General features: G+C 72.7%; 21 protein-coding genes. 5 read left to right on the forward strand and 16 right to left on the reverse strand.

Features of this window, described 5'->3' with window-relative positions; genetic code table 11:
* Window positions 1–23: 23 nt before the first annotated feature.
* Window positions 24–884, forward strand: coding sequence for a dihydropteroate synthase (folP, locus tag ACIGFK_RS05490; RefSeq protein ID WP_376659731.1), 861 nt, complete (start codon window positions 24–26; stop codon window positions 882–884).
* A gap of 351 nt (window positions 885–1,235) precedes the next feature.
* On the opposite strand, the gene ACIGFK_RS05495 is transcribed toward folP, so the two are convergent.
* Window positions 1,236–1,994, reverse strand: a complete 759-nt coding sequence (locus ACIGFK_RS05495; RefSeq protein WP_376659732.1) for a TIGR00730 family Rossman fold protein — start codon at window positions 1,992–1,994, stop codon at window positions 1,236–1,238.
* Window positions 1,995–2,058: 64 nt separating this feature from the next.
* On the reverse strand, window positions 2,059–3,138 hold the full coding sequence (gene dapE, locus ACIGFK_RS05500) for a succinyl-diaminopimelate desuccinylase (protein ID WP_376659733.1): 1,080 nt from the start codon (window positions 3,136–3,138) through the stop codon (window positions 2,059–2,061).
* Window positions 3,139–3,215: 77 nt separating this feature from the next.
* On the opposite strand from dapE, the gene ACIGFK_RS05505 reads away from it, so the two are divergent.
* Window positions 3,216–4,187 (forward strand): hypothetical protein, encoded by a 972-nt coding sequence (locus ACIGFK_RS05505; protein WP_376659734.1) that lies wholly within the window; start codon window positions 3,216–3,218, stop codon window positions 4,185–4,187.
* Between the two features lie 304 nt (window positions 4,188–4,491).
* The gene (locus ACIGFK_RS05510) at window positions 4,492–4,836 is read left to right on the forward strand and encodes an ATP-binding protein (protein WP_376659735.1); all 345 of its coding nucleotides are present in this window, start codon (window positions 4,492–4,494) and stop codon (window positions 4,834–4,836) included.
* 90 nt (window positions 4,837–4,926) lie between these two features.
* On the opposite strand, the gene dapC is transcribed toward ACIGFK_RS05510, so the two are convergent.
* Together dapC and fdxA are read right to left on the reverse strand one after the other, a co-directional pair.
* Window positions 4,927–6,024 (reverse strand): succinyldiaminopimelate transaminase, encoded by a 1,098-nt coding sequence (gene dapC / locus ACIGFK_RS05515; RefSeq protein ID WP_376659736.1) that lies wholly within the window; start codon window positions 6,022–6,024, stop codon window positions 4,927–4,929.
* A 108-nt stretch (window positions 6,025–6,132) separates the two neighbouring features.
* Window positions 6,133–6,462, reverse strand: coding sequence for a ferredoxin (gene fdxA, locus ACIGFK_RS05520; protein ID WP_030713714.1), 330 nt, complete (start codon window positions 6,460–6,462; stop codon window positions 6,133–6,135).
* A gap of 117 nt (window positions 6,463–6,579) precedes the next feature.
* On the opposite strand from fdxA, the gene ACIGFK_RS05525 reads away from it, so the two are divergent.
* Both ACIGFK_RS05525 and ACIGFK_RS05530 read left to right on the forward strand, forming a co-directional pair.
* A complete protein-coding gene (locus ACIGFK_RS05525) occupies window positions 6,580–7,569 on the forward strand; it encodes a GNAT family N-acetyltransferase (protein ID WP_400050654.1) in 990 nt (329 codons plus the stop codon).
* Window positions 7,566–8,357 carry a tetratricopeptide repeat protein gene (locus ACIGFK_RS05530; protein ID WP_376659738.1) on the forward strand — a complete coding sequence of 264 codons (792 nt, stop codon included), beginning with the start codon at window positions 7,566–7,568 and terminating at the stop codon, window positions 8,355–8,357. The genes ACIGFK_RS05525 and ACIGFK_RS05530 overlap by 4 nt, the downstream gene beginning before the upstream one ends.
* Window positions 8,358–8,430: 73 nt before the next feature.
* On the opposite strand, the gene ACIGFK_RS05535 is transcribed toward ACIGFK_RS05530, so the two are convergent.
* The 12 genes from ACIGFK_RS05535 to ACIGFK_RS05590 form a co-directional block, all read right to left on the reverse strand.
* Window positions 8,431–9,048, reverse strand: a complete 618-nt coding sequence (locus tag ACIGFK_RS05535; RefSeq protein WP_376659739.1) for a DNA-binding response regulator — start codon at window positions 9,046–9,048, stop codon at window positions 8,431–8,433.
* The gene (locus ACIGFK_RS05540) at window positions 9,045–10,223 is read right to left on the reverse strand and encodes a sensor histidine kinase (protein ID WP_376659740.1); all 1,179 of its coding nucleotides are present in this window, start codon (window positions 10,221–10,223) and stop codon (window positions 9,045–9,047) included. Before ACIGFK_RS05540 ends, ACIGFK_RS05535 begins: the two co-directional genes overlap by 4 nt.
* A gap of 4 nt (window positions 10,224–10,227) precedes the next feature.
* Entirely contained in the window at window positions 10,228–10,968 is a 741-nt protein-coding gene (locus ACIGFK_RS05545; RefSeq protein WP_376659741.1) for an ABC transporter permease, read from the reverse strand.
* Window positions 10,965–11,903, reverse strand: coding sequence for an ABC transporter ATP-binding protein (locus ACIGFK_RS05550; RefSeq protein ID WP_376659742.1), 939 nt, complete (start codon window positions 11,901–11,903; stop codon window positions 10,965–10,967). The genes ACIGFK_RS05545 and ACIGFK_RS05550 overlap by 4 nt, the downstream gene beginning before the upstream one ends.
* 143 nt (window positions 11,904–12,046) lie before the next feature.
* Complete coding sequence (locus ACIGFK_RS05555; RefSeq protein WP_400050656.1) at window positions 12,047–13,960, reverse strand: peptidoglycan binding domain-containing protein; 1,914 nt, start codon at window positions 13,958–13,960, stop codon at window positions 12,047–12,049.
* Window positions 13,961–14,276: 316 nt separating this feature from the next.
* Entirely contained in the window at window positions 14,277–14,660 is a 384-nt protein-coding gene (locus ACIGFK_RS05560) for a DUF6113 family protein (RefSeq protein ID WP_386468888.1), read from the reverse strand.
* A complete protein-coding gene (gene mshB, locus ACIGFK_RS05565; RefSeq protein ID WP_376659838.1) occupies window positions 14,657–15,553 on the reverse strand; it encodes an N-acetyl-1-D-myo-inositol-2-amino-2-deoxy-alpha-D-glucopyranoside deacetylase in 897 nt (298 codons plus the stop codon). Before mshB ends, ACIGFK_RS05560 begins: the two co-directional genes overlap by 4 nt.
* A 116-nt stretch (window positions 15,554–15,669) precedes the next feature.
* On the reverse strand, window positions 15,670–15,864 hold the full coding sequence (locus ACIGFK_RS05570) for a hypothetical protein (protein ID WP_053677094.1): 195 nt from the start codon (window positions 15,862–15,864) through the stop codon (window positions 15,670–15,672).
* A gap of 436 nt (window positions 15,865–16,300) precedes the next feature.
* Window positions 16,301–17,371 carry an ABC transporter ATP-binding protein gene (locus tag ACIGFK_RS05575; RefSeq protein ID WP_400050658.1) on the reverse strand — a complete coding sequence of 357 codons (1,071 nt, stop codon included), beginning with the start codon at window positions 17,369–17,371 and terminating at the stop codon, window positions 16,301–16,303.
* Complete coding sequence (locus ACIGFK_RS05580) at window positions 17,364–18,347, reverse strand: ABC transporter ATP-binding protein (RefSeq protein ID WP_400050660.1); 984 nt, start codon at window positions 18,345–18,347, stop codon at window positions 17,364–17,366. The genes ACIGFK_RS05575 and ACIGFK_RS05580 overlap by 8 nt, the downstream gene beginning before the upstream one ends.
* Before the next feature lie 12 nt (window positions 18,348–18,359).
* Entirely contained in the window at window positions 18,360–19,286 is a 927-nt protein-coding gene (locus ACIGFK_RS05585; RefSeq protein WP_376659834.1) for an ABC transporter permease, read from the reverse strand.
* 85 nt (window positions 19,287–19,371) lie between these two features.
* A complete protein-coding gene (locus tag ACIGFK_RS05590) occupies window positions 19,372–20,295 on the reverse strand; it encodes an ABC transporter permease (protein WP_376659833.1) in 924 nt (307 codons plus the stop codon).
* Window positions 20,296–20,317: the final 22 nt, after the last annotated feature.

Below are 20,317 nucleotides of genomic sequence, written 5' to 3' on the forward strand. Positions count from 1 at the left end.
CCGCCGAAGGAGGAAAGAGCAGGATGCTGCGACTGGGCAGGCGCGAGTTCGACACCCACGAGCCGGTGATCATGGCCATCGTGAACCGCACCCCGGACTCCTTCTACGACCAGGGCGCGACGTTCCGCGACGAACCGGCGCTGGACCGGGTCGAGCAGGCGGTCGCCGAGGGCGCAGCGATCATCGACATCGGCGGGGTCAAGGCGGGCCCGGGCGAGCACGTCGACGCGGCCGAGGAGGCCCGCCGCACCGTCGGCTTCGTCGCCGAGGTGCGCCGCCGCCACCCTGACGTGGTGATCAGCGTGGACACCTGGCGGCACGAGGTCGGCGAGGCGGTCTGCGAGGCCGGGGCGGACCTCCTGAACGACGCGTGGGGCGGGGTGGACCCCAAGCTGGCGGAGGTCGCGGCGCGTTACGGCGCCGGGCTGGTCTGCACCCACGCGGGCGGGGTGGAACCGCGGACCCGGCCGCACCGGACCGAGTACGCGGACGTCATGGCCGACATCCTGGAGGTCACGGTCGGCCTCGCCGAACGGGCCGTCGCGCTGGGCGTCCGCCGGGACGGGATCATGATCGACCCCGGCCACGACTTCGGGAAGAACACCCGCCACTCGCTGGAGGCCACGCGCCGGCTGGGCGAGATGGCGGCGACGGGGTGGCCGGTGCTGGTCTCCCTGTCCAACAAGGACTTCGTCGGCGAGACCCTGGACCGGCCGGTCAAGGAACGCCTGCTGGGCACCCTGGCCACGACGGCCGTCTCGGCGTGGCTCGGTGCGCAGGTGTACCGGGTGCACGAGGTCGCCGAGACCCGGCAGGTCCTCGACATGGTCGCGTCGATCCAGGGGCACCGCCCCCCGGCGGTGGCCCGCCGCGGCCTGGCCTGACCCCTCCACCGCGCCGCCGGGGCCGGCGCCGCCCCCGCCGGTCTCGCACGCCCATCGGGGGCCTGCAGCCCGTGCTGACCCCGCCGGGGTCGGGTGTGCGGCGGCGTGCCCCCGCAGGGCGTCGAACGCAACCACCCCGTACTCGGCCGGCCCCGTGGAAACGTTCGACGGCCGAGGAGGTGCCCCGCCGCGTGCCCCGCCCCGGCGGCCCGTCGCGTGCGGGCCGCCGGGGTTCCGCTGCGCGGAGCCGCTCCCCGCCCCGCCCTTCCACCGTTCCCCGGGGCTCCGCCCCGGACCCCCGGTCCTCAAACGCCGGACGGGCTGGATGGGGCGGCCGGGAGTCCGGTGGGGCTACTTGCCCACTTCCTTCGTCACCAGTGCGATCGCCTCGTCCACGTCGTCCGTGACGTGGAAGAGGTACAGGTCCTTCTCCGAGGCCTTGCCCTGGGCGATCACCGTGTTCCGCAGCCAGTCGACCAGACCGCTCCAGTACTCCGACCCGAACAGCACGATCGGGAAGCGGGTGATCTTCTGCGTCTGGACCAGGGTCAGCGCCTCGAACAGCTCGTCCAGCGTGCCGAGGCCGCCCGGCAGGACGACGAAGCCCTGGCTGTACTTCACGAACATCGTCTTGCGGACGAAGAAGTACCGGAAGTTCAGCCCCAGGTCGACGTGCTGGTTCAGACCCTGCTCGAAGGGCAGCTCGATGCCGAGGCCGACCGAGATGCCGCCCGCCTCGCGGGCGCCCTTGTTGGCCGCCTCCATCGCTCCCGGCCCGCCGCCGGTGATCACCGCGAAGCCGGCGTCGACCAGCGCGCTGCCGATCCGGACGCCCGCCTCGTACTCGGCCGTGCCCGCGGCGGTGCGGGCCGACCCGAACACGCTGATCGCGGGCGGCAGCTCGGCGAGCGTGCCGAAGCCCTCGATGAACTCCGACTGGATGCGCAGGACCCGCCAGGGATCGGTGTGCACCCACTCGGAGGGCCCGGCGGAGTCCAGCAGCCGCTGGTCCGTCGTGCTGCCCGCCTGCACCTGGCTCCGCCTCCTCAGCACCGGCCCGAGCTGCTGCTCCTCGGGCCGACGACGGGCGGAACTCTCGGGGTTGCCCATGATGTGCTCCCTCCTGCTGATCGTTGGATCAGGGTAGGCGCACGAAGGTGACGGGAAGCGGAATTCAGTCGGTCAGCCAGGCGCGGAGTCGTTCCTCGCAGTGCAGGATCGCCTTCGTCTCCACCCGCTCGTCGACCTTGTGGGCCAGCAGGGCGTCGCCCGGGCCGTAGTTGACGGCCGGAACGCCGAGCGCGCTGAAGCGGGAGACGTCGGTCCACCCGAACTTCGGCATGGCATGGCCCCCGACGGCTTCCATGAAAGCCGCGGCGGCCGGGTGGGAGAGGCCCGGGAGGGCGCCCGGGGACGAGTCGTCGATCACGAACTCGGCAATGTCGCAGTCCGCGAAGACCTCCCGGACGTGGGCGACGGCGTCGGCCTCGCTGCGGTCCGGGGCGTAGCGGAAGTTGACGGTGACCGTGCACGCGTCGGGGATGACGTTGTTGGCGACGCCGCCCTCGATCCGGACGGCGCTCAGGCCCTCGTGGTACTCGAGGCCGTCGATGACCGGCTTGCGGGGCTCGTACGCCGCCAGCCGGGCCAGGATCGGGCCGGCGGCGTGGATGGCGTTGGAGCCCATCCAGCTGCGGGCGGAGTGGGCGCGCTCGCCGGTCGTGCGGAGCAGCACGCGCAGGGTGCCCTGGCAGCCGCCCTCGACCTCGGCGTTGGAGGGCTCGAGGAGCACCGCGAAGTCGCCGGTCAGCCAGTCGGGGTGGGCTTCGGCGACCTTGCCGAGACCGTTGAGGTCGGCGGCGACCTCTTCCTGGTCGTAGAAGACGAAGGTGAGGTCGCGGTTCGGCTCGGGCACCGTGGCCGCGATGCGCAGCTGCACGGCGACGCCGGACTTCATGTCGGTGGTGCCGCAGCCCCACAGGACGTCGTTCTCGTCGAGTCGGGACGGGACGTTGTCGGCGATCGGCACGGTGTCGAGGTGGCCGGCGAGTACGACGCGCTCGGCGCGGCCGAGGTTCGTGCGGGCCACGACGTTGTTTCCGAAACGGTCCACGGTGAGGTGCGGCAGTGCGCGCAGCGCGTGTTCCACGAGGTCGGCGAGCACCTTCTCGTCGCCGCTCACGGAAGGAATGTCGACGAGCCGGGCGGTCAGCTCGGCGGCGTCCAGGGTGAGGTCCAGCTCGGATTCGGACATGCCTCTGACCCTAACCCCCCGGAGTGTGGCGAACCTTCCACGTCCGCCCGGTGGACGCGTCACGTGGCTCAAGTACGGTGGGCCGCGTGTCCCAGAGCGATCACTCCCGCCCCCGTCGCCGCCGCAGGCTGCTCCGGGCTGCCGCCGGCCTGCTCGTCCTGCTCGCGGTCATCGGCTACTTCGCCGTCCAGCAGGACTCCACGGGTGGCCTGGGTGCGCCGCACTGCGTCGTCCGGGCGGCGGACGGAGGGGAGGACGGGTCGTACTCGATGACTCCCGAGCAGGCGGGGAACGCGGCGACGATCGCCGTGGTGGGCACGGGCAAGCCGATGCCGGAGCGGGCGGTGACGATAGCGGTGGCCACCGCGATGCAGGAGTCGGCGCTGCGCAACCTCGACCACGGCGACCGGGACTCGCTGGGCCTGTTCCAGCAGCGGCCCTCGCAGGGCTGGGGCACGCCCGCGCAGATCCAGGACCCCGTGTACTCGGCCGGAATCTTCTACGACCGGCTCAAGGAGGTCAGGGGGTGGGCCCGGCTGCCCCTGACGGAGGCGGCGCAGCAGGTCCAGCTCAGCGGTTTCCCGCAGGCGTACGCGAAGCACGAGCCGGACGCGACGCTGCTCGCGGCGACGTTCACGGGCAGTGCGCCGGGGACGCTGACGTGCACCGGCCCCGTCCCGCGGCCCGGTTCGGGCGATCCGGAGAAGGTGAAGGCGGAGCTGACCCGGGTGTTCGGGCCCAAGGCAGCGCCGAAGCTCGGGCCGCCGGCGTCCTCGCTGGGCCGTTCGGGCCCGGCGGACCGGGCGGAGGTCGCCGTGCCGGTGACGGACAAGAAGGGGACGGTCGACCGGCAGCGCGGCTGGGAACTCGCGCACTGGGCGGTGGCGAACGCGGCGAAGCTGAACATCACGCGGGTCGGGTACGACGGCAAGGCGTGGATCGCGGGCGAGAACAAGGGCCGCTGGATCGACAAGGTGCCGGGCAAGGCGGGCTCCGGGGACCCGCAGAGCGCGGGGCCGGACGACGTCCGGATCTTCACCGCCCGCTGAACCGGCGGGCCGCCGGGCCGGTCCTCCGCGGCCCGGCCCCGCGCAGCGGCCGCCCGCCCGCAGGCGGCGGTTCGGATCCGGTCCGGTCAGGCGTGCGGTGGGTCACCCGCGCGGGGGTGAGGCGGTGGGCGGGCCGAGGGGGCCCGCTCGGGGAAGAATCCCTGGTCGGCGCGCATTCAATGGGCTTTTCCCGGAAGCCGATTAAACGATGCGTTACCGATCCTTTACCCGGCGGCTCCGCAACTCACCGCCCCCCACGAGCGGTTGTACACGGCGTACTCAGCCGCTACCGCTTAGGAGCATCATGTCCCTCCCCCTGACCCGTCGGATCGCCCGTGCCGCGCTGCTCGTCGCAGCCGGGGCAGCGCCCGTGGTCGGTGCGGCCGGCGCGGCCAGTGCCGCCGGCCTGGAGCCCGTGCAGCAGCTGGGCGCCCTGACCGCCCCGGACGCCGACGCCGCCTCGTCGGCCGCGGAGACCGCCTCCGCCGCCACGAGCACCGCGACCAAGGCCGTCCCGGCCGCGGACGTGGCCGGCCAGGCGGGCGGTCTGCTCGGCGGGCTGCCCGTCCCGGCCGCGCAGGAGCTGCCGCTGGGCTCGCTGCCGGGCGGCCTGCCCGGTGGTCTGCCCGGTGGTCTGCCGCTCGGCTGATCTCCGTACGACCGCAGGAGCGCCGAAGGGGCCGGGAGCACGAACTCCCGGCCCCTTCGGGCGTGTGCAGGGGCCGACGGCCCCCGGGGCTCAGCCCGCGAGGCGCTTGACCGCCGCCTCCACCCGCTCGTCGGTGGCGGTGAACGCGACGCGCACGAAGCGGGCGCCGGCCTCGCCGTAGAAGTCGCCCGGCGCGACCAGGATGCCGAGCCCCGCGAGGTGGGCGACCGTGTCCCAGCACGGCTCGTCCCGGGTCACCCACAGGTACAGGCTGGCCTCGCTGTGCTCGACCCGGAAGCCGTGGGCCTCCAGCGCCGCGCGCAGCGCCGCGCGGCGGGCGGCGTAGCGGACCCGCTGCTCCTCCACGTGCGCGTCGTCTCCGAGCGCGGCCACCGTGGCGGCCTGTACGGGGGCGGGGGTCATCATGCCGCCGTGCTTGCGGATCTCCAGCAGTTCGCCGAGGACCGCCGCGTCACCGGCGATGAAGGCCGCGCGGTAGCCGGCCAGGTTGGAGCGCTTGGAGAGGGAGTGGACGGAGACGATGCCCTCGTACGAGCCGCCGCAGACCTCGTCGTCGAGGACGGAGACGGGCTCGGCCTCCCAGCCCAGCTCCAGGTAGCACTCGTCGCTGAAGAGCAGGATGCCGTGCTCGCGCGCCCAGGCCACGATCCGGATGAGCTCCTCCTTGGAGAGGACCTTCCCGGTGGGGTTGGACGGGGAGTTGAGCCACAGGAGCTTCACGCCGGCCGGGTCGAGCTCGGTCGGGTCGTCGTAGACCACGGCCTCGGCGCCGCAGAGCCGCGCGCCGACCTCGTACGTGGGGTAGGCGAGCCGCGGGTAGGCCACCTTGTCGCCCGCGCCGAGGCCCAGCTGGGTCGGCAGCCAGGCCACGAGCTCCTTGGAGCCGACGACGGGCAGGACGTTGCGGTGCCCGGCGGCGCTCGCGCCGAGTCGGTCGCGCACCCAGCCCGTGATCGCGTCGCGCAGGGCGGGCGTGCCCCACACCGTCGGGTACCCCGGGGAGTCGGCGGCGCCGGCCAGGGCGCGCTGGATCAGCTCCGGGACCGGGTCCACGGGGGTGCCGACCGACAGGTCGACGATGCCGTCCGCGTGGGCCGCAGCCGTGGCCTTATAGGGCTCCAGCTTGTCCCACGGGAAGGCGGGAAGACGGTCGGATACTGCGGCCACGGTGGTCTCTGCTCTCTCTCGGTACTGGCTGGTAGCGGATCGGAAAACGCCTCGGTCCCGTGCGGCCGGCAGGCCGTACGGGACCGAGGGGCGCTTCTGACTGGAAGGTCAGTGCTCGCCGTTGATGCCGGCGGGCAGCGCAGCGATGAAGGGGTGATCGCGCTCGATCAGGCCCAGCTTGGAAGCGCCACCGGGCGAACCGAGCTCGTCGAAGAACTCGACGTTCGCCTTGTAGTAGTCCTTCCACTCCTCCGGGGTGTCGTCCTCGTAGAAGATGGCCTCGACCGGGCAGACCGGCTCACACGCACCACAGTCGACGCACTCGTCCGGGTGGATGTACAAGGACCGCTGGCCCTCGTAGATGCAGTCGACGGGGCACTCTTCGATGCATGCCTTGTCCTTGACGTCGACACAAGGCTCCGCGATGACGTAGGTCACGCTCTCGTTCCTCCTCGGTAGGGCTGTCCATATCGCGCGGGAGCGCGGCGTCGTCGATGCCCACACCTAGTATCTCCGTTCCCGGGCACGATCCGAACAGGAGGGGCGGACAGAGCTGTGGAATTCACTGCGGGCGGACTGCTGGAGGTCCGCATCACCCCGGCTGACGTGGGTAAACGAGTCTCCGTACGACGGGCGGAAGGCGAGCTGGGCGGATCACCCCAGTTCACGGACACGGTCGGAGTTCTCACATCCTGGGACCGGGGTGTGCTGCTGATCACACGAAAGAACGGCGAATCCGTCCGCATCGCGGAATCCGCGCTGGTCGCGGGCAAGGTCGTGCCCCCGGCGCCGGCCCGCAGGCGGGGTCCGGCGGCCTCCTTCGAGGAGCTGTCGCGGGTCGCGGCGCGGTCCTGGCAGCCGCTGGAGAGCGAGCCGCTCGGCGAGTGGACGCTGCGGGCGGCGGCCGGATTCACCCGGCGGGCCAACTCCGTGCTGCCGCTCGGCGACCCGGGCATACCGCTGGACGATGCACTCGCCCGGGTGACCTCCTGGTACGCGGAACGTGACCTTCCCGCCTATGTGCAGGCCGCGACGGGCGCCGCCGGGACGCAGGAGCTGCTGTGTGCGGAGCTGGAGCGCCGGGGCTGGGTGTCCGAGGTGTCGGCGGAGGTGCGGATCGGGGCGCTGGCGCCGGTGGCCGACGTCGAGGCGCCGGAAGCCGGGTCCGTACGTCTGACCCGTGTCCCGGACGCGGAGTGGCTCGGGCGCTACGGGAAGGTCTCCGACCCGGACGTGGCGCGCCGGATGCTGGTGGAGGGGCCGTCGGTGTGGTTCGCGGCGCTGCCCGGGGGCCGGGCGATCGGCCGGCTGGTGGTCGACGGACGCTGGGCCGGCTTCGCGGCGGTGACGGTCGATCCTGAGCACCGCCGGGAGGGCCTGGCGACGGCCGTGATGGCCGCGCTGGCCCGGCGGGCTCTGGAGGAGGGCGCGTCGGCGGCGTGGCTCCAGGTCGAGACGGACAACGCGGGGGCGCGGGCGCTGTACGACGGCCTCGGCTTCACGACGCACCACACGTACCACCACTACCGGGCGGCGGCGTCGTGACCTCGCAGTGGCGTGAGCGGTTCGCGGAGGAGGCCCGGGCGGAGCGGCCGGACCTGGCGGTGCTGTGCCTGCTGCTGGCGGCTGAGGCCGACCCGGACCTCGACGAACGCGTCATGGACTGGGCGCAGATCGAGCTGGACCGGCTGGCCGGGATGCTGCCGTTCGGGCTGCGGGGCGCGCGGGAGTGGGCCTCGGCGGTCACGGAACTGCTGGGCGGGCGGCTCGGGTTCCACGGCACCCCGGCGGACTACGACCGGCTGTCGTCCTCGCTGCTGCACGAGGTGCTGCGGCGCCGGCGGGGCCTGCCGATCCTGCTGTCCGTCGTCTGGCTGGAGGTCGCCCGGCGTGCGGGGGCGCCGGTGTACGGGCTGGGCCTGCCGGGGCACTTCGTGGTGGGCTTCGGGGACCCGGAGGAGGGCGTGGTCGTCGACCCGTTCGCGGGCGGCGCCTCGCTGGGCGCGGGCCCGGCGGAGCTGGCGTCCGGGCCGCGGACACCCGCGCGGACGCTGGACATCGTGCTGCGGATCCTGAACAACATCCGTGCGTGGGCGTCGGCCCGCCCGGAGCACTCGGGGGTCGCGCTGTGGGCGCTGGAGCTGTCGCTGCTGCTGCCGTCGCATCCGGCGTCGCTGCGGTACGACCGGGCGCGGCTGCTGGTGGAACGCGGTTCCTTCCGGGAGGGGGCGGCGGAGCTGGAGGCGTACGCGGAGGTGGTGTCCGTGATCGACGCCGATGCCGCCGCCAGGATCCGGTCCGAGGCCGCTGCTGCGCGGGCCCTGCTGAACTGACCCGGCCCGCCCGCCGGGGCGGGCCGCTACGGGGCCGCTGCGCGGAGCGGCCCCGCGCAGCGGTGGGAGGGCGCTACAGCCAGCCCTTTTCGCGGGCCACGCGCACGGCCTCCGCTCGGTTGCGGGCCGCGAGTTTCTGGATGGCCGTCGAGAGGTAGTTGCGGACCGTGCCCTGCGAGAGGTGCAGCCGCACGGCGAGCTCCGCGTTGGTCGCTCCGGACTCCGCCGCCCGCAGGACCTCCCGTTCCCGCTCCGTGAGCGGGTTCGCCCCCTCCGCGAGGGCCGCCGCCGCCAGGGTGGGGTCGATGACCCGCTCCCCTTCGAGGACCTTCCGCACGGCCGCCGCCAGCTGCGCGGCGGGGGCGTCCTTGACGAGGAACGCGGAGGCGCCCGCCTCCATCGCCCCGCGCAGGTATCCGGGGCGGCCGAAGGTGGTGAGGATGACGATCCGTATGTCCGGGAGGGCCGAGCGCAGGGCCGCGGCCGCCTCGATGCCCGTCATGCCCGGCATCTCGATGTCCAGCAGCGCGACGTTCACGTCGTGCGCGCGGGCCGCCTCCACCACCTCGTCGCCGCGGGCGACCTGCGCCAGTACCTCGATGTCCGGCTCCAGGCCGAGCAGCGCGGCGAGGGCCTCGCGGACCATCGACTGGTCCTCCGCCAGCAGGATGCGGATGGGGCGTGGGCTCATGACCGCGATCCTAGGGGGACCCGGGCCACGAGCCGGAAGCCGGACTTCCCGGCCGGCCCGGCCGACAGCGTGCCGCCGACCGCCTCCAGGCGTTCCGTCAGGCCGGTGAGGCCGTTGCCGGGGGTGGCCTGGCCGCCCGCGCCGTCGTCCCGGACCGTCAGCTCCACGACCGGCCCCTCCAGCGTCTGCGGCGTCTCCAGGCCGACCGCGCACCGCTTCGCGCCGCTGTGCCGGACCACGTTCGTGACCGCTTCGCGCAGCGCCCAGGCGAGGGCGGACTCCTGTTCCTCGGTCAGTTCCCCGGGCAGGCCGGAGCCCTCCCCGGTCGGGAGCTTCGCGACGACGCCGGCCGCGGCCAGTGCGGTCCGGGCTCCCGCGAGTTCGCCGGGCAGGGTGGGCCGCCGGTAGCCGCTCACGGCTTCGCGTACGTCGACCAGCGCCTGCCGGCTGACCCGCTCGATGTCCGCCACCTGCTGGGCCGCCGCGTCGGGCCGGTCCGGCAGCATCCGCCCGGCCAGCTCGCTCTTCAGCGTGATCAGGGACAGCGAGTGGCCCAGCAGGTCGTGCAGGTCGCGCGCCATCCGCAGGCGTTCCTCGTTGGCGGCGAGCTGCGCCACCGTGGCCCGCGCCTCGCGCAGTTCCATGGTGGTGCGGATCATCGCGCGGATGCCGACCATCGCGAAGCCGCCCATCAGCGCCGGGATCAGCAGGCCCGCGAGGTAGGCGTCACCGCCGGGTACCGCGTAGGCGGTGGCGGTCAGCAGCGCGGTCGCGGCGGGGACCGTCCAGCGGGAGACCTCGGCGGGCAGGGCGGCGCCGGAGGAGATGGACACGTAGACGAAGAGGACGAGCCATTCGCGGCCCAGCGTCAGCGACAGGACCGTGGCCTGTGCGGCGAGCACGGCCAGCGAGACCAGCACCCGCGGCACGGCCATCTGCCGGACGGTGCGGAAGACCAGCACCAGGTACCAGGCCACGAAGGCGGTGAGGCCCAGCGCTCCGAGGATCCGGGGCCCGGCGGAGTGCCCGCCGCGGATCAGGTCGGTGACGGGCGCGCTCAGGTAGAACAGCCAGATGCCGATCCACAGGGCCTTCACCAGCTGCTGGCGGAGGGTCAGCGGCTTTATTCCGATCCCGGTCCCCGGGACCGCTTCGGCTTCCGTCGTCAGCGCCACGGGTTCACGCCTTCAGTGAGTCCTTGCGGTACAGCCAGGCGGCCGCACCGGTGAACAGTACGAAGTACACCGCGAGGATCGCCACGTCCTTCGCGTGGGGTGCTCCGCCGAGTTCGATGGCCTGGCCGAGGCCCGCGTAGGCGTGGGTGGGGAGCCATTCGCAGATGTTCCGGAGCCACTGCGGGAAGTTCGCGGTGGGCATCCACAGGCCGCCGAGGATGGAGAGGCCGAAGTAGACCAGCATCGTGATGGGGCGGACGCTGTCCCCGCTGGCCAGGTAGCCGAGGGCGACGCCGAGCGCCGCGAAGACCAGGCTGCCGGCCCAGATGGAGCCGGTGAGGGCGAGCCACTGCCAGGCGTCGAACCGTACGTCCTTCACGGACGCGGCCACCGCGAAGACGACCAGGATGGCCGGGAGGGAGAGCACGCCGGCGCCGGCGGTCTTGGCGAGGACGTAGCCGCGGCCGGGGAGGGCGGTGAGCCGCAGCTGGCGGACCCAGCCCTTCTCGCGTTCCTTGGCGATGCGTTCGCTGTTGCCCATCAGGACGGCGGTCAGGGCGCCGAAGGAGGCCATGGCGACCATGTAGAAGGCGGGCATGGTCAGTTCGGTGCCCATGACCTTGGTGGTGCCGTCGAGGGTGCCGCCGAGCATCAGGAAGAGGGCGGCCGGGTAGAGGACCGTGAAGAAGAGGTACTTCTTGTTGCGCAGGGCGCGGACGATCTCGAGCTTGATGAGGGCGTTCACTTCGTGGCCTCCTCGGCCTCGGTGAGGGCGATGAAGGCCTGTTCCAGGCCGAGGCCGGCGACCTCCAGATTGCGGGGGTAGAGCCCCAGCCCGTACAGGGCGTGGACGGTCGCGTCGGCGTCGCGGGACTGGATCCGCACGGTGTCGCCGCGCTGCTCGAAGGACGTCACGAAGGGCAGCTCGCGCAGCCGGGCGCTGTCCGCCGGTTCCGTCAGGTCGAAGGTGATCTTCCGGGCTCCGGCCTTCGCCTTGATCTCGGCGGCGGTGCCGTCGGCGAGCACCCGGCCCTTGGCGAGGACGATGACGCGGTCGGCGATCGCGTCGGCCTCCTCCAGGTAGTGCGTGGCGAAGAGGACGGTGCGGCCCTGGTCGGCCTGTTCCCGCATGGTGGCCCAGAAGGACTGGCGGGAGGTGACGTCCATGCCGGTGGTCGGCTCGTCGAGCACGATGAGGTCGCTGTCGCCGACCGTGGCGAGCGCGAAGCGCACCCGCTGCTCCTGGCCGCCGGAGAGCTTGTCGACCTTGCGGTCGGCGATCTTGTCGATGCCGGCCCGCGAGAGGACCTGGTCGACGGGGTGCGGCCGGGGGTGCAGGGCGCAGCCGAGCGCCACGATCTCCCGTACGGTCACCTCCTCCATCAGGCCGCCGCTCTGGAGCATCGCGCCGACCCGGCCGGCGGCCACGGCTTCGCGCGGGGTGGTGCCGAAGAGCCGGACGGAGCCGGAGTCGGCCGGGCGCAGGCCGAGGAGGAGGTCGAGGGTGGTGGACTTGCCGGCGCCGTTGGGGCCGAGGAGTGCGACGGTCTCGCCCGGGTGGAGCGCGAGGGAGAGGCCGTCGACCGCCCGGACCGTGCCGTAGCTCTTGGTCACGTTCTCGAAGCTCACCACGGTGTCGGTGGCGGGCTGCGCGGTGCGTGTCGCGGTCGTGGTCGTCATGTGTCGAGCTTCGCCGGTGGGGGGTGCCGCGCGGCAGTGTCGCCCGTCGTGAGGGCCGCATGACGGATGTCATGCCGTGGACATGACGGGGCCCCCGCCCGGGGTTCGGGCGGGGGCACGGTCGTGAGCGGTACGCCTGCGGCCTAGCTCGGGTTGGTGTCGACGACCACGGTGCGCTCGGCCGTGGTCTTGCCGCGCAGGGCCTTGGTGAGGGCGCCGGCCACGTCCTGCGGGGTGACCGGGGTCTTCTCGCCGGTGCCCCGGGTGATCAGGACCCCGTCCCAGGTGTTCCCGTACGTGGCCTTGAGCGCGTCGAGGTCGTACTTCTCGACGAGGTGGCCGTCCACGGGCTGCATGCTGAGGATCTTGGGCAGGGACTTGGCGCCGAAGGCGATGGGCTTGTTGCCGATCTTGACGATGGCGTTTGCGGACATCGCGGGCTCGGCGAACTCCTTCATCGCCCGGTCGATCTCGGCCTGGTCGATGGTCGGCGCCTTGGTGGTGACGGGCAGTTCGGGCGCGGCCGACTTGCCGGTCTCGACCATGTCGCGGAAGGCCTTGGAGACGATGGGGACGGAGGCGTCGACGTCGAGGGTGCTGCCGGGCTGGCCGGGGACGGCGACGGCCTTGCCGGTGTCGAACTTGATGGTCGCCTCGGAAGCGGTGCCGGAGGTCCCGGCGAGCTCCTGGAGGGCCACCCGCAGCTTCTCCTCGTCGACCGGCATCACCGGGTCGGCGACGCGCTCGTTGCCGAGGAGCGAGCCGATGACGGTGACGGGGTTGTAGTCGCTGCCGGCCGCGTTGCGGACGGTGGTCTGGGCGTCGAGGCCCAGACCGGCCTTGTCGGGCTTCAGCTCGGCCTGCTTGCCGCCGACGCTGACCTGGAGCGGGGCGGCGGCGCGGGTGCCGAAGGCGGTCTGGAGCTTGGTCACGGCCTCGTCGCGGCTGCCGCTGATGTCGACGCCGAGGACGGTGGTGCCCTTGGGGACGTCGGAGTGGTTCAGGAGCAGGCCCGCGCCGTAGGCCACGCCGAACAGGACGATGACCGCGCCGCCGATCAGGACCACCTTGGAGCGGCCCTTCTTCTTGGCGGGGGCGGGCTTCGCCTGCGCGGGCGCGGGGCGGCGGGCGGCCGGGGCGGCGGCCAGTCCGGGGGTGGGGACGAGGGACGGGGTGTCCAGGCCGGGGCCGGGCCAGCGGGGCGCATCGGGGCCGCCGGGGCCGCCTGCGGGGCTGCTGCCCAGGCCGGGGCCCGCGGTGGGGCCGGCCGGAGCGTCGCCCGGGCCGCCGCGGAACCACTCGAGGGACGGGTCGGAGCCGTCGCCGGGGACGCCGGGGACGGGGGCGCCGGGGACGGGGGCGCCGGGGACGGGGGCGCCGGGGACGGGGCCCTCGGGCATCATCCCGCCGGGCATCGGGCCGGAGTCCGGGCCGAAGCCGTGTCCCGGGTCGGGCATCGGTGCGCCGGGCGCGGGCGGCGGCGTGGCGAAGCCGGCGCCGGGCACGGCCGGCGCCGGCGGCATCGGCGCCCTGGCGGGTCCGGGTGCGGGCGCGGGTGCGGGCGCGGCCATGGCGCCGGGGAGCGAGGCGCCGGTGGACCGGGTCGGCAGCGGCGGGGTGGGCGCGGGGGCGCCGCCGGACCGGGTCGGCAGCGGCGCGGGACCCGGGCCGGGCGCGGGGGCCGGTGCCGGGGCGGGCGCCGGCTGCGGGGCGGGCGCCTTGCGGGGGGCGAACCAGTTGCTGGACGGCGCCTCGGCTTCGGCGGCCGGCTCCGGCTCGGCCTGGATCCGGGTCGGCAGGGGCTTCGGCCGCTGCTCGAGGCGCGGCTCGCCCGCCGCCGCGGAAGGCGCGGCGGGCAGGGCCGCCCGCGGTCCCGGCTCGGGGCTCTGCGGCGCCTCGTGGCCGGCGTCCGCGGATCCGGAGTTGGTGCCCATCGGCGTGCGTACGACCACGGGCGGGATCGGCCGCGAACCCGGGATGTTGATCCGGATCCGGGTCGTCAGCGTCGTCTCGGTCTTGGGCCCGTCCGGATCGGGCGTTGACGGGTTCGAGGTCACAGGGTTCTCCTCCGGGGACTGGCCGGTTCCATACGGCGGCGTACCCGAGGGGTAGGCGGCTCCACCGGGCCCACTGGACCCGGAAGACGAACTGGCGGTTTCACGACTCAAGGCAGGTTCTCCCGGTTGGCTCCGCCGCCCGTCATACCGTGCGCGGGCAGCTCGGCGGCCCGTCCACCATACTGGCCGCCGCCCGGACGCAACTGACCCCGGGGATTCAGGGGTTCTCCGGAGCCCTCACCGAACCCCCGTGCGGGGGCCCGCCGACCCCTCGCGCACACCCTCCGCGGATCCCTCTATGGAGTCCGACACCACGTCACTTGGCGGGCCGTCCGGCCGAAACCGGCCGCTCCAGCGGGCCGCGCAGGGTGGCGCACATCACAGCGAGCACCGTACCGCCCAAAAGGTAGGCGTACATGCCGATTCCGGACGAACTCAACAGGAAGTCGCCCTCGGGGCGCGGGACACCGAGCATCACGTACGCGAGGAACCAGCCGAGCACGGGTCCGCCCACCCCGAGTCCGGTTCCGAGGGCGATCCGGCCGCCGAGGAAGAGGCCGAAGAGGGCCAGCAGCCCGAGCAGCAGCCCGGCGGGGAACCACAGGTCCACCACCAGCCAGCCGGCCAGGCCCGTCAGCGCGCCGAGGACCAGCAGGCCCAGGGCGCCGGCGATCCGGCCCGGGGTCAGCGCCGCGGTCATGCCCCGACCCCCGCGAACAGGTCGTGCTCGCGCTCGCCCGCGGGGGCGCCCGGCTCGCCCTCGACGAGTTCGTAGTACTCGCGGGTGAGCAGCGGCTGGCCGAGGTCGTTGGAGAGCGCGAAGAAGGGCCCGTCCACGGCGATCTGGGTGGCGTGGGCGCGCATCGCGGCGGCCTTCGCCCGTGCGAGCTCCTCCGGTGCCCCGATCTCGGCGGTGATCCGCTCGTCGGCGACGACCCCGGGCACGTCCTCCGGGGAGGCGATCCCCGGGAAGGGCGACTCGGCTCCGGCCGCGCGCAGTTCGGCGAAGCCCTCCTCCACCACCGAGAGCGGGACGCGGTTCCAGTAGACCTTCGCGATCCGGTGCGGCTCGCCGAGGTCGCGCCGGTAGGCGCGCTCCGCGGCCAGTTCGGCCGCGCGCGTGGCGACGCGGTGGGCCTGGATGTGGTCGGGGTGCCCGTAACCGCCGTCCGGGTCGTAGGTGACGAGCACCTGCGGGCGCACCTCGCGGATCACCTCGACGAGGTAGGCGGCGGCCTCGTCCACGTCGGCGGACCAGAAGGCCCCGGGGCGGTCGTTCTGCGGGGCGCCCATCATCCCGGAGTCCCGGAAGCGACCGGGGCCGCCGAGGAACCGGTGGTCGGTGACGCCGAGTTCGGCCATGGCGTCGGCGAGCTCGCCGACGCGGTGGGCGCCGAGGGTGTCGTCGCGGTCGGCCGTGAGGTGCGCGAGGGCGGGCGGAATGACCTCGCCCTCCTCGCCGAGGGTGCAGGTGACCAGCGTGACGTGGGCACCCTCGGCCGCGTACTTGGCCATGGTGACGCCGTTGTTGATCGACTCGTCGTCCGGGTGCGCGTGCACGAGGAGCAGCCGACGGGCGGGGAGACCGTTCATGGCCCCAGACTAGGTCCTGTCGTCGAAGTTCCGTCGTCGCCCGCGGGGCAGACGGGAGTTTGACGACAAGACCTGGGTGGGGTGCCCTGCCGGTCGGCCCGGATCAGGCGGGGCCCTCAGAACTTGAGGCCGCTGATCATGCTCGCCACATTGGACGTGAGCTGGCTGAGGGTCGGAGCGATCGTGGAGCTCGCCAGATAGAAGCCGAGCAGTACGCAGACCACCGCGTGTCCCGCCTTCAGGCCCGACCTGCGGACCAGCAGGAAGACGACGATCGCCAGCAGCACCACGGCCGAGATCGAGAGTGCCACGGCGGTTCACCTCCACGTCGAGCGGACATCGGTACACGCATCAGTGCTCGGTAGGACTCATACCCACCGTGCGCTACGGATCATAACTATCCGTACCAGCGCATCGATCGAATTCCGGCAGCACGAGGGGCGCACGCCGCGCATGGGCTGGGTCACACACAAGGCCGGCCGGAGGGATTCTGGCCCCCTCCGGCCGGCTGTCGGCACCCGCACGGCCGCACGTCACACAGGCTGCATGCCCCGGATCTCGGGGCAGAAACGGTCAAGTTGCCTCCATGTTAACCGAGTTGTCGGAGCGGGCCAGCATCCCCACCGGTCGGCCGGGAGCCGCCCGGGGTGGCCGGAAATGATCGCCCCGGGGGCATGTCCAGCGCGGAGGGGCGCATTCGGCGGGATCCGCCCGGCCGTGCGCCCCGAACGGGCGCCCTGCGCCGGGTCATACGCCCCCGGGGTCCGGGTCTTTCCCGACCGCACCGCCCTCCGGGGGCGACGGCGGCACCACCTGCTTCTCCGCCGCGAAGTGGCAGGCCGAGGGGTGGGCCGCCGGGCCCGTGGGGAAGGACGCGGGGACCGCGAGCAGCGGGACCTCCGCCGCGCACCGGGGCTGCGCCTTCCAGCAGCGGGTGCGGAAGCGGCAGCCGGACGGCGGGTTGGCCGGGGAGGGCACGTCGCCGCTGAGGATGATCCGCTCGCGCCGGGCGCGGGCCTCCGGGTCGGGGACGGGCACCGCCGAGAGCAGGGCCTGCGTGTAGGGGTGGGTGGGGTGGTCGTAGATCTGGGCGTCGGAGCCGATCTCCACGATCCGGCCCAGGTACATCACGCCGACCCGGTCCGAGATGTGCCGCACGATCGACAGGTCGTGCGCGATGAACACGTAACTCAGGTCGAAGTCGTTCTGGAGCCGCTCCAGCAGGTTGATCACCTGGGCCTGGACGGAGACGTCGAGCGCGGAAACGGGCTCGTCGGCGACGATGATCTCGGGCTGCAGGGCGAGGCCGCGGGCGATGCCGATGCGCTGGCGCTGGCCGCCGGAGAACTGGTGCGGGTAGCGGTTGATGTATTCGGGGTTGAGGCCGACGACGTCGAGCAGCTCCTGGACCTTGCGGCGCCGGTCGCCCTTCGGGGCCACCTCGGGGTGGATCTCGTACGGCTCGCCGATGATGTCGCCGACCGTCATGCGCGGGTTGAGCGAGGTGTACGGGTCCTGGAACACCATCTGGATGTTGCGGCGGACGGCCTTGAGGGCCTTGCCCGACAGCTTGGTGAGGTCCTCGCCCTTGTACGAGATCGCGCCCGCCGTCGGGCGCTCCAGGTTCACCAGCATCTTGGCGACGGTGGACTTGCCGCAGCCGGACTCCCCGACGATGCCGAGGGTTTCGCCGGCCCGCAGCGCGAAGGAGACCCCGTCCACGGCCTTGACGGCGCCGATCTGTTTGCGGAAGACGATGCCCTGGGTCAGCGGGTAGTGCTTGACGAGGTCCTTCACTTCCAGGAGGGGCTCAGCCATGGAGGCACTCCTTCCAGAAGTGGCAGGCGCTGGTCCGCGCCCCGGGCGCGCCGGTCACCGCGTACAGCGGCGGGACGTCGTTGCGGCACACGGCCTGCGCCATCGGGCAGCGCGGGTTGAAGGCGCAGCCGGAGGGGATGGCCAGGAGGTTGGGCGGCAGGCCCTTGATGGCGTAGAGCTCCTGGCCCTTCTGGTCCAGGCGCGGGATGGAGTCCAGCAGGCCGCGGGTGTACGGGTGGGCCGGGGCCTTGTAGATGGCGTGGACGGGGGCCGCCTCGACGATCCGGCCCGCGTACATGACGGCGATCTTGTCGGCCACGTCGGCGACCACGCCCAGGTCGTGGGTGATCAGGATGAGACCCATCTGCAGCTCGCGCTGGAGCTCGGCCAGCAGGTCCATCACCTGGGCCTGGACGGTGACGTCCAGGGCGGTGGTCGGCTCGTCCGCGATGATCAGGGAGGGCTCCAGGGCCAGCGCCATGGCGATCATGATGCGCTGGCGCATACCGCCCGAGAACTGGTGCGGGTAGTCCCCCACGCGCGCCCTGGCCGCGGGGATCTTCACCCGGTCCATGAGCTCGACGGCCTTGGCCTTGGCGTCCTTGCGGGACATCCCGCGGTGCACCTCGTACATCTCGCCGAGCTGTGCGCCCACGCTCAGCACGGGGTTCAGGGAGGACAGCGCGTCCTGGAAGATCATGGCCATCCCTGCGCCGCGGATCCTGCGCCGTTCGTCCTCCTTCATCTTCAGGAGGTCCTTGCCCTTGAAGATGATCTCGCCGCTCGTGATGCGGCCGGGCGGCATGTCGAGGATGCCCATCACGGCCTGGGCGGTCACCGATTTGCCGGATCCGGACTCGCCGAGCACGGCGAGGGTCTCGCCCGCGTCCACGGAGTAGGCGACGCCGTTGACCGCCTTCGCGACTCCGTCGCGCGTCTTGAATTCCACGTGCAGGTCGCGGACTTCGAGCAGCATGTGCGGGGCTCCTCAGCGCAGCTTGGGGTCGAGGGCGTCGCGCACCGCGTCGCCGAGCATGATGAAGGCGAGCACCGTGATGCTCAGGGCGCACGCCGGCCAGAACAGCATGTGCGGGGCGTTGCGGATCTGCGTGGCCGCGTTGGAGATGTCGATGCCCCAGGAGACCGTGGGCGGCCGCAGGCCCACGCCGAGGAAGGACAGGGTCGCCTCCAGGGAGATGTACGTGCCCAGCGCGATCGTGGCGACGACGATGACGGGGGCGACGGCGTTGGGCCCGACGTGCCGCAGCAGCAGCCGGCCGTTGCCCGCGCCGAGGGCGCGGGCGGCCTGGACGTAGTCGTTCTGCTTGGCGGTGATCACGGAGCCGCGGGCGATGCGGGCGATCTGCGGCCAGCCGAGGAGCACGATGAAGCCGACGACCGGCCACACGGTGGTGCTGGTGACGACCGACAGGAAGACCAGGCCGCCGAGGACGACCGGGATGCCGAAGAAGATGTCGGCGACCCGGGAGAGCAGGGAGTCCCCCCAGCCGCCGAAGAAGCCGGCGAGGCCGCCGAGGGCGGAGCCGAGCAGGGCGGCGCCGAGGGTGGCGCAGACGCCGACGGTGATGGAGGCGCGGGCGCCGTAGACGGTGCGGGTGTAGACGTCGCAGCCCTGGGTGTCGTAGCCGAAGGGGTGGCCGGGTTCGGAGCCCTGCTGGGACTTGGAGAGGTCGCACTGGAGGGGGTCGCCGCTCGCGATGAGCTGCGGCCAGATCGAGATGACGACGAGGAAGAGGATCAGAGCTGCGGAGACGATGAAGACGGGGTTGCGGCTCAGCTGGTGCCAGGCGTCGGACCACAGGGAGCGGGCCCGCTCCCGGGGGCCCGGGGCGCCCGGTCCGGCGGTCTTCTCGATGCCTTCCACGCTTTCGGCCTCGTCCAGCGCGAGATCCATGGGTCCCCCCTGGCCCGTGGGGGAGACCGCCTCCTTCGGACGGGGGCCCACGGGGTCGAAGCCGGCGGGTTCGGGGCGCTCGGGATCAGGCATAACGGATCCTCGGGTCCAGGACCGCGTAGAGCAGGTCGACGAGCAGGTTCGCCAGCAGGAAGACGATGACGAGGATGGTCACGAAGCCGACCACCGTGGGCGAGTTGTTGCGCAGGATGCCCTGGTAGAGCTGGAAGCCGACGCCGTGGATGTTGAAGATCCGCTCGGTGATGATGGCTCCGCCCATCAGGGCGCCGATGTCGGTGCCGATGAAGGTGACCACCGGGATCAGGGAGTTGCGCAGCAGGTGGCGGGTGACGACCCGGCGGCGCGGCAGGCCCTTGGCAACCGCGGTGCGGACGTAGTCGGCCTTGACGTTCTCGGCGATGGAGGTGCGCGTGAGGCGCGTGACGTACGCCAGGGAGACCAGCGCGAGCACGAGGCCGGGCAGGATCAGCTCGTTGAGGGGGGCGCCCGGGGAGACGGTGGACCGCACCCAGTGCAGCTGGGCGCCGAACACGAACTGGAGGAGGTAGCCCGTCACGAACGTGGGCACGGAGATGACCACGAGGGTCAGCACCAGCACGGAGGTGTCGGTGGCCTTGCCGCGGCGCAGTCCGCTGATCACGCCGAGGGTGATGCCGATGACGATCTCGAAGAAGATCGCGACCAGGGTCAGGCGCAGGGTGACGGGGAAGGCCGAGGCCATCAGCTCGGTGACGGACTGGCCGTTGAAGGCCGTGCCGAAGTCGCCCTGGAAGATCTGGCCCATGTAGTGCAGGTACTGCCTCCACAGGGGCTGGTCGAGGTAGAGGTCCTTGCGGATGCGCGCGGCGGTCGCCGGGTCGGGGGCCTTGTCGCCGAACAGGGCCGCGACCGGGTCGCCGAGCGTGTACACCATGAAGAAGATCAGGAACGTGCTGCCGATGAACACGGGGATCATCTGGAGCAGCCGCCGGATCACATAACGTCCCATGGACTGCTCCAGGTTCGATCCG

The sequence above is a fragment of the Streptomyces sp. NPDC085524 genome, assembly GCF_044541755.1.
In the GTDB taxonomy this organism is placed as follows: domain Bacteria; phylum Actinomycetota; class Actinomycetes; order Streptomycetales; family Streptomycetaceae; genus Streptomyces.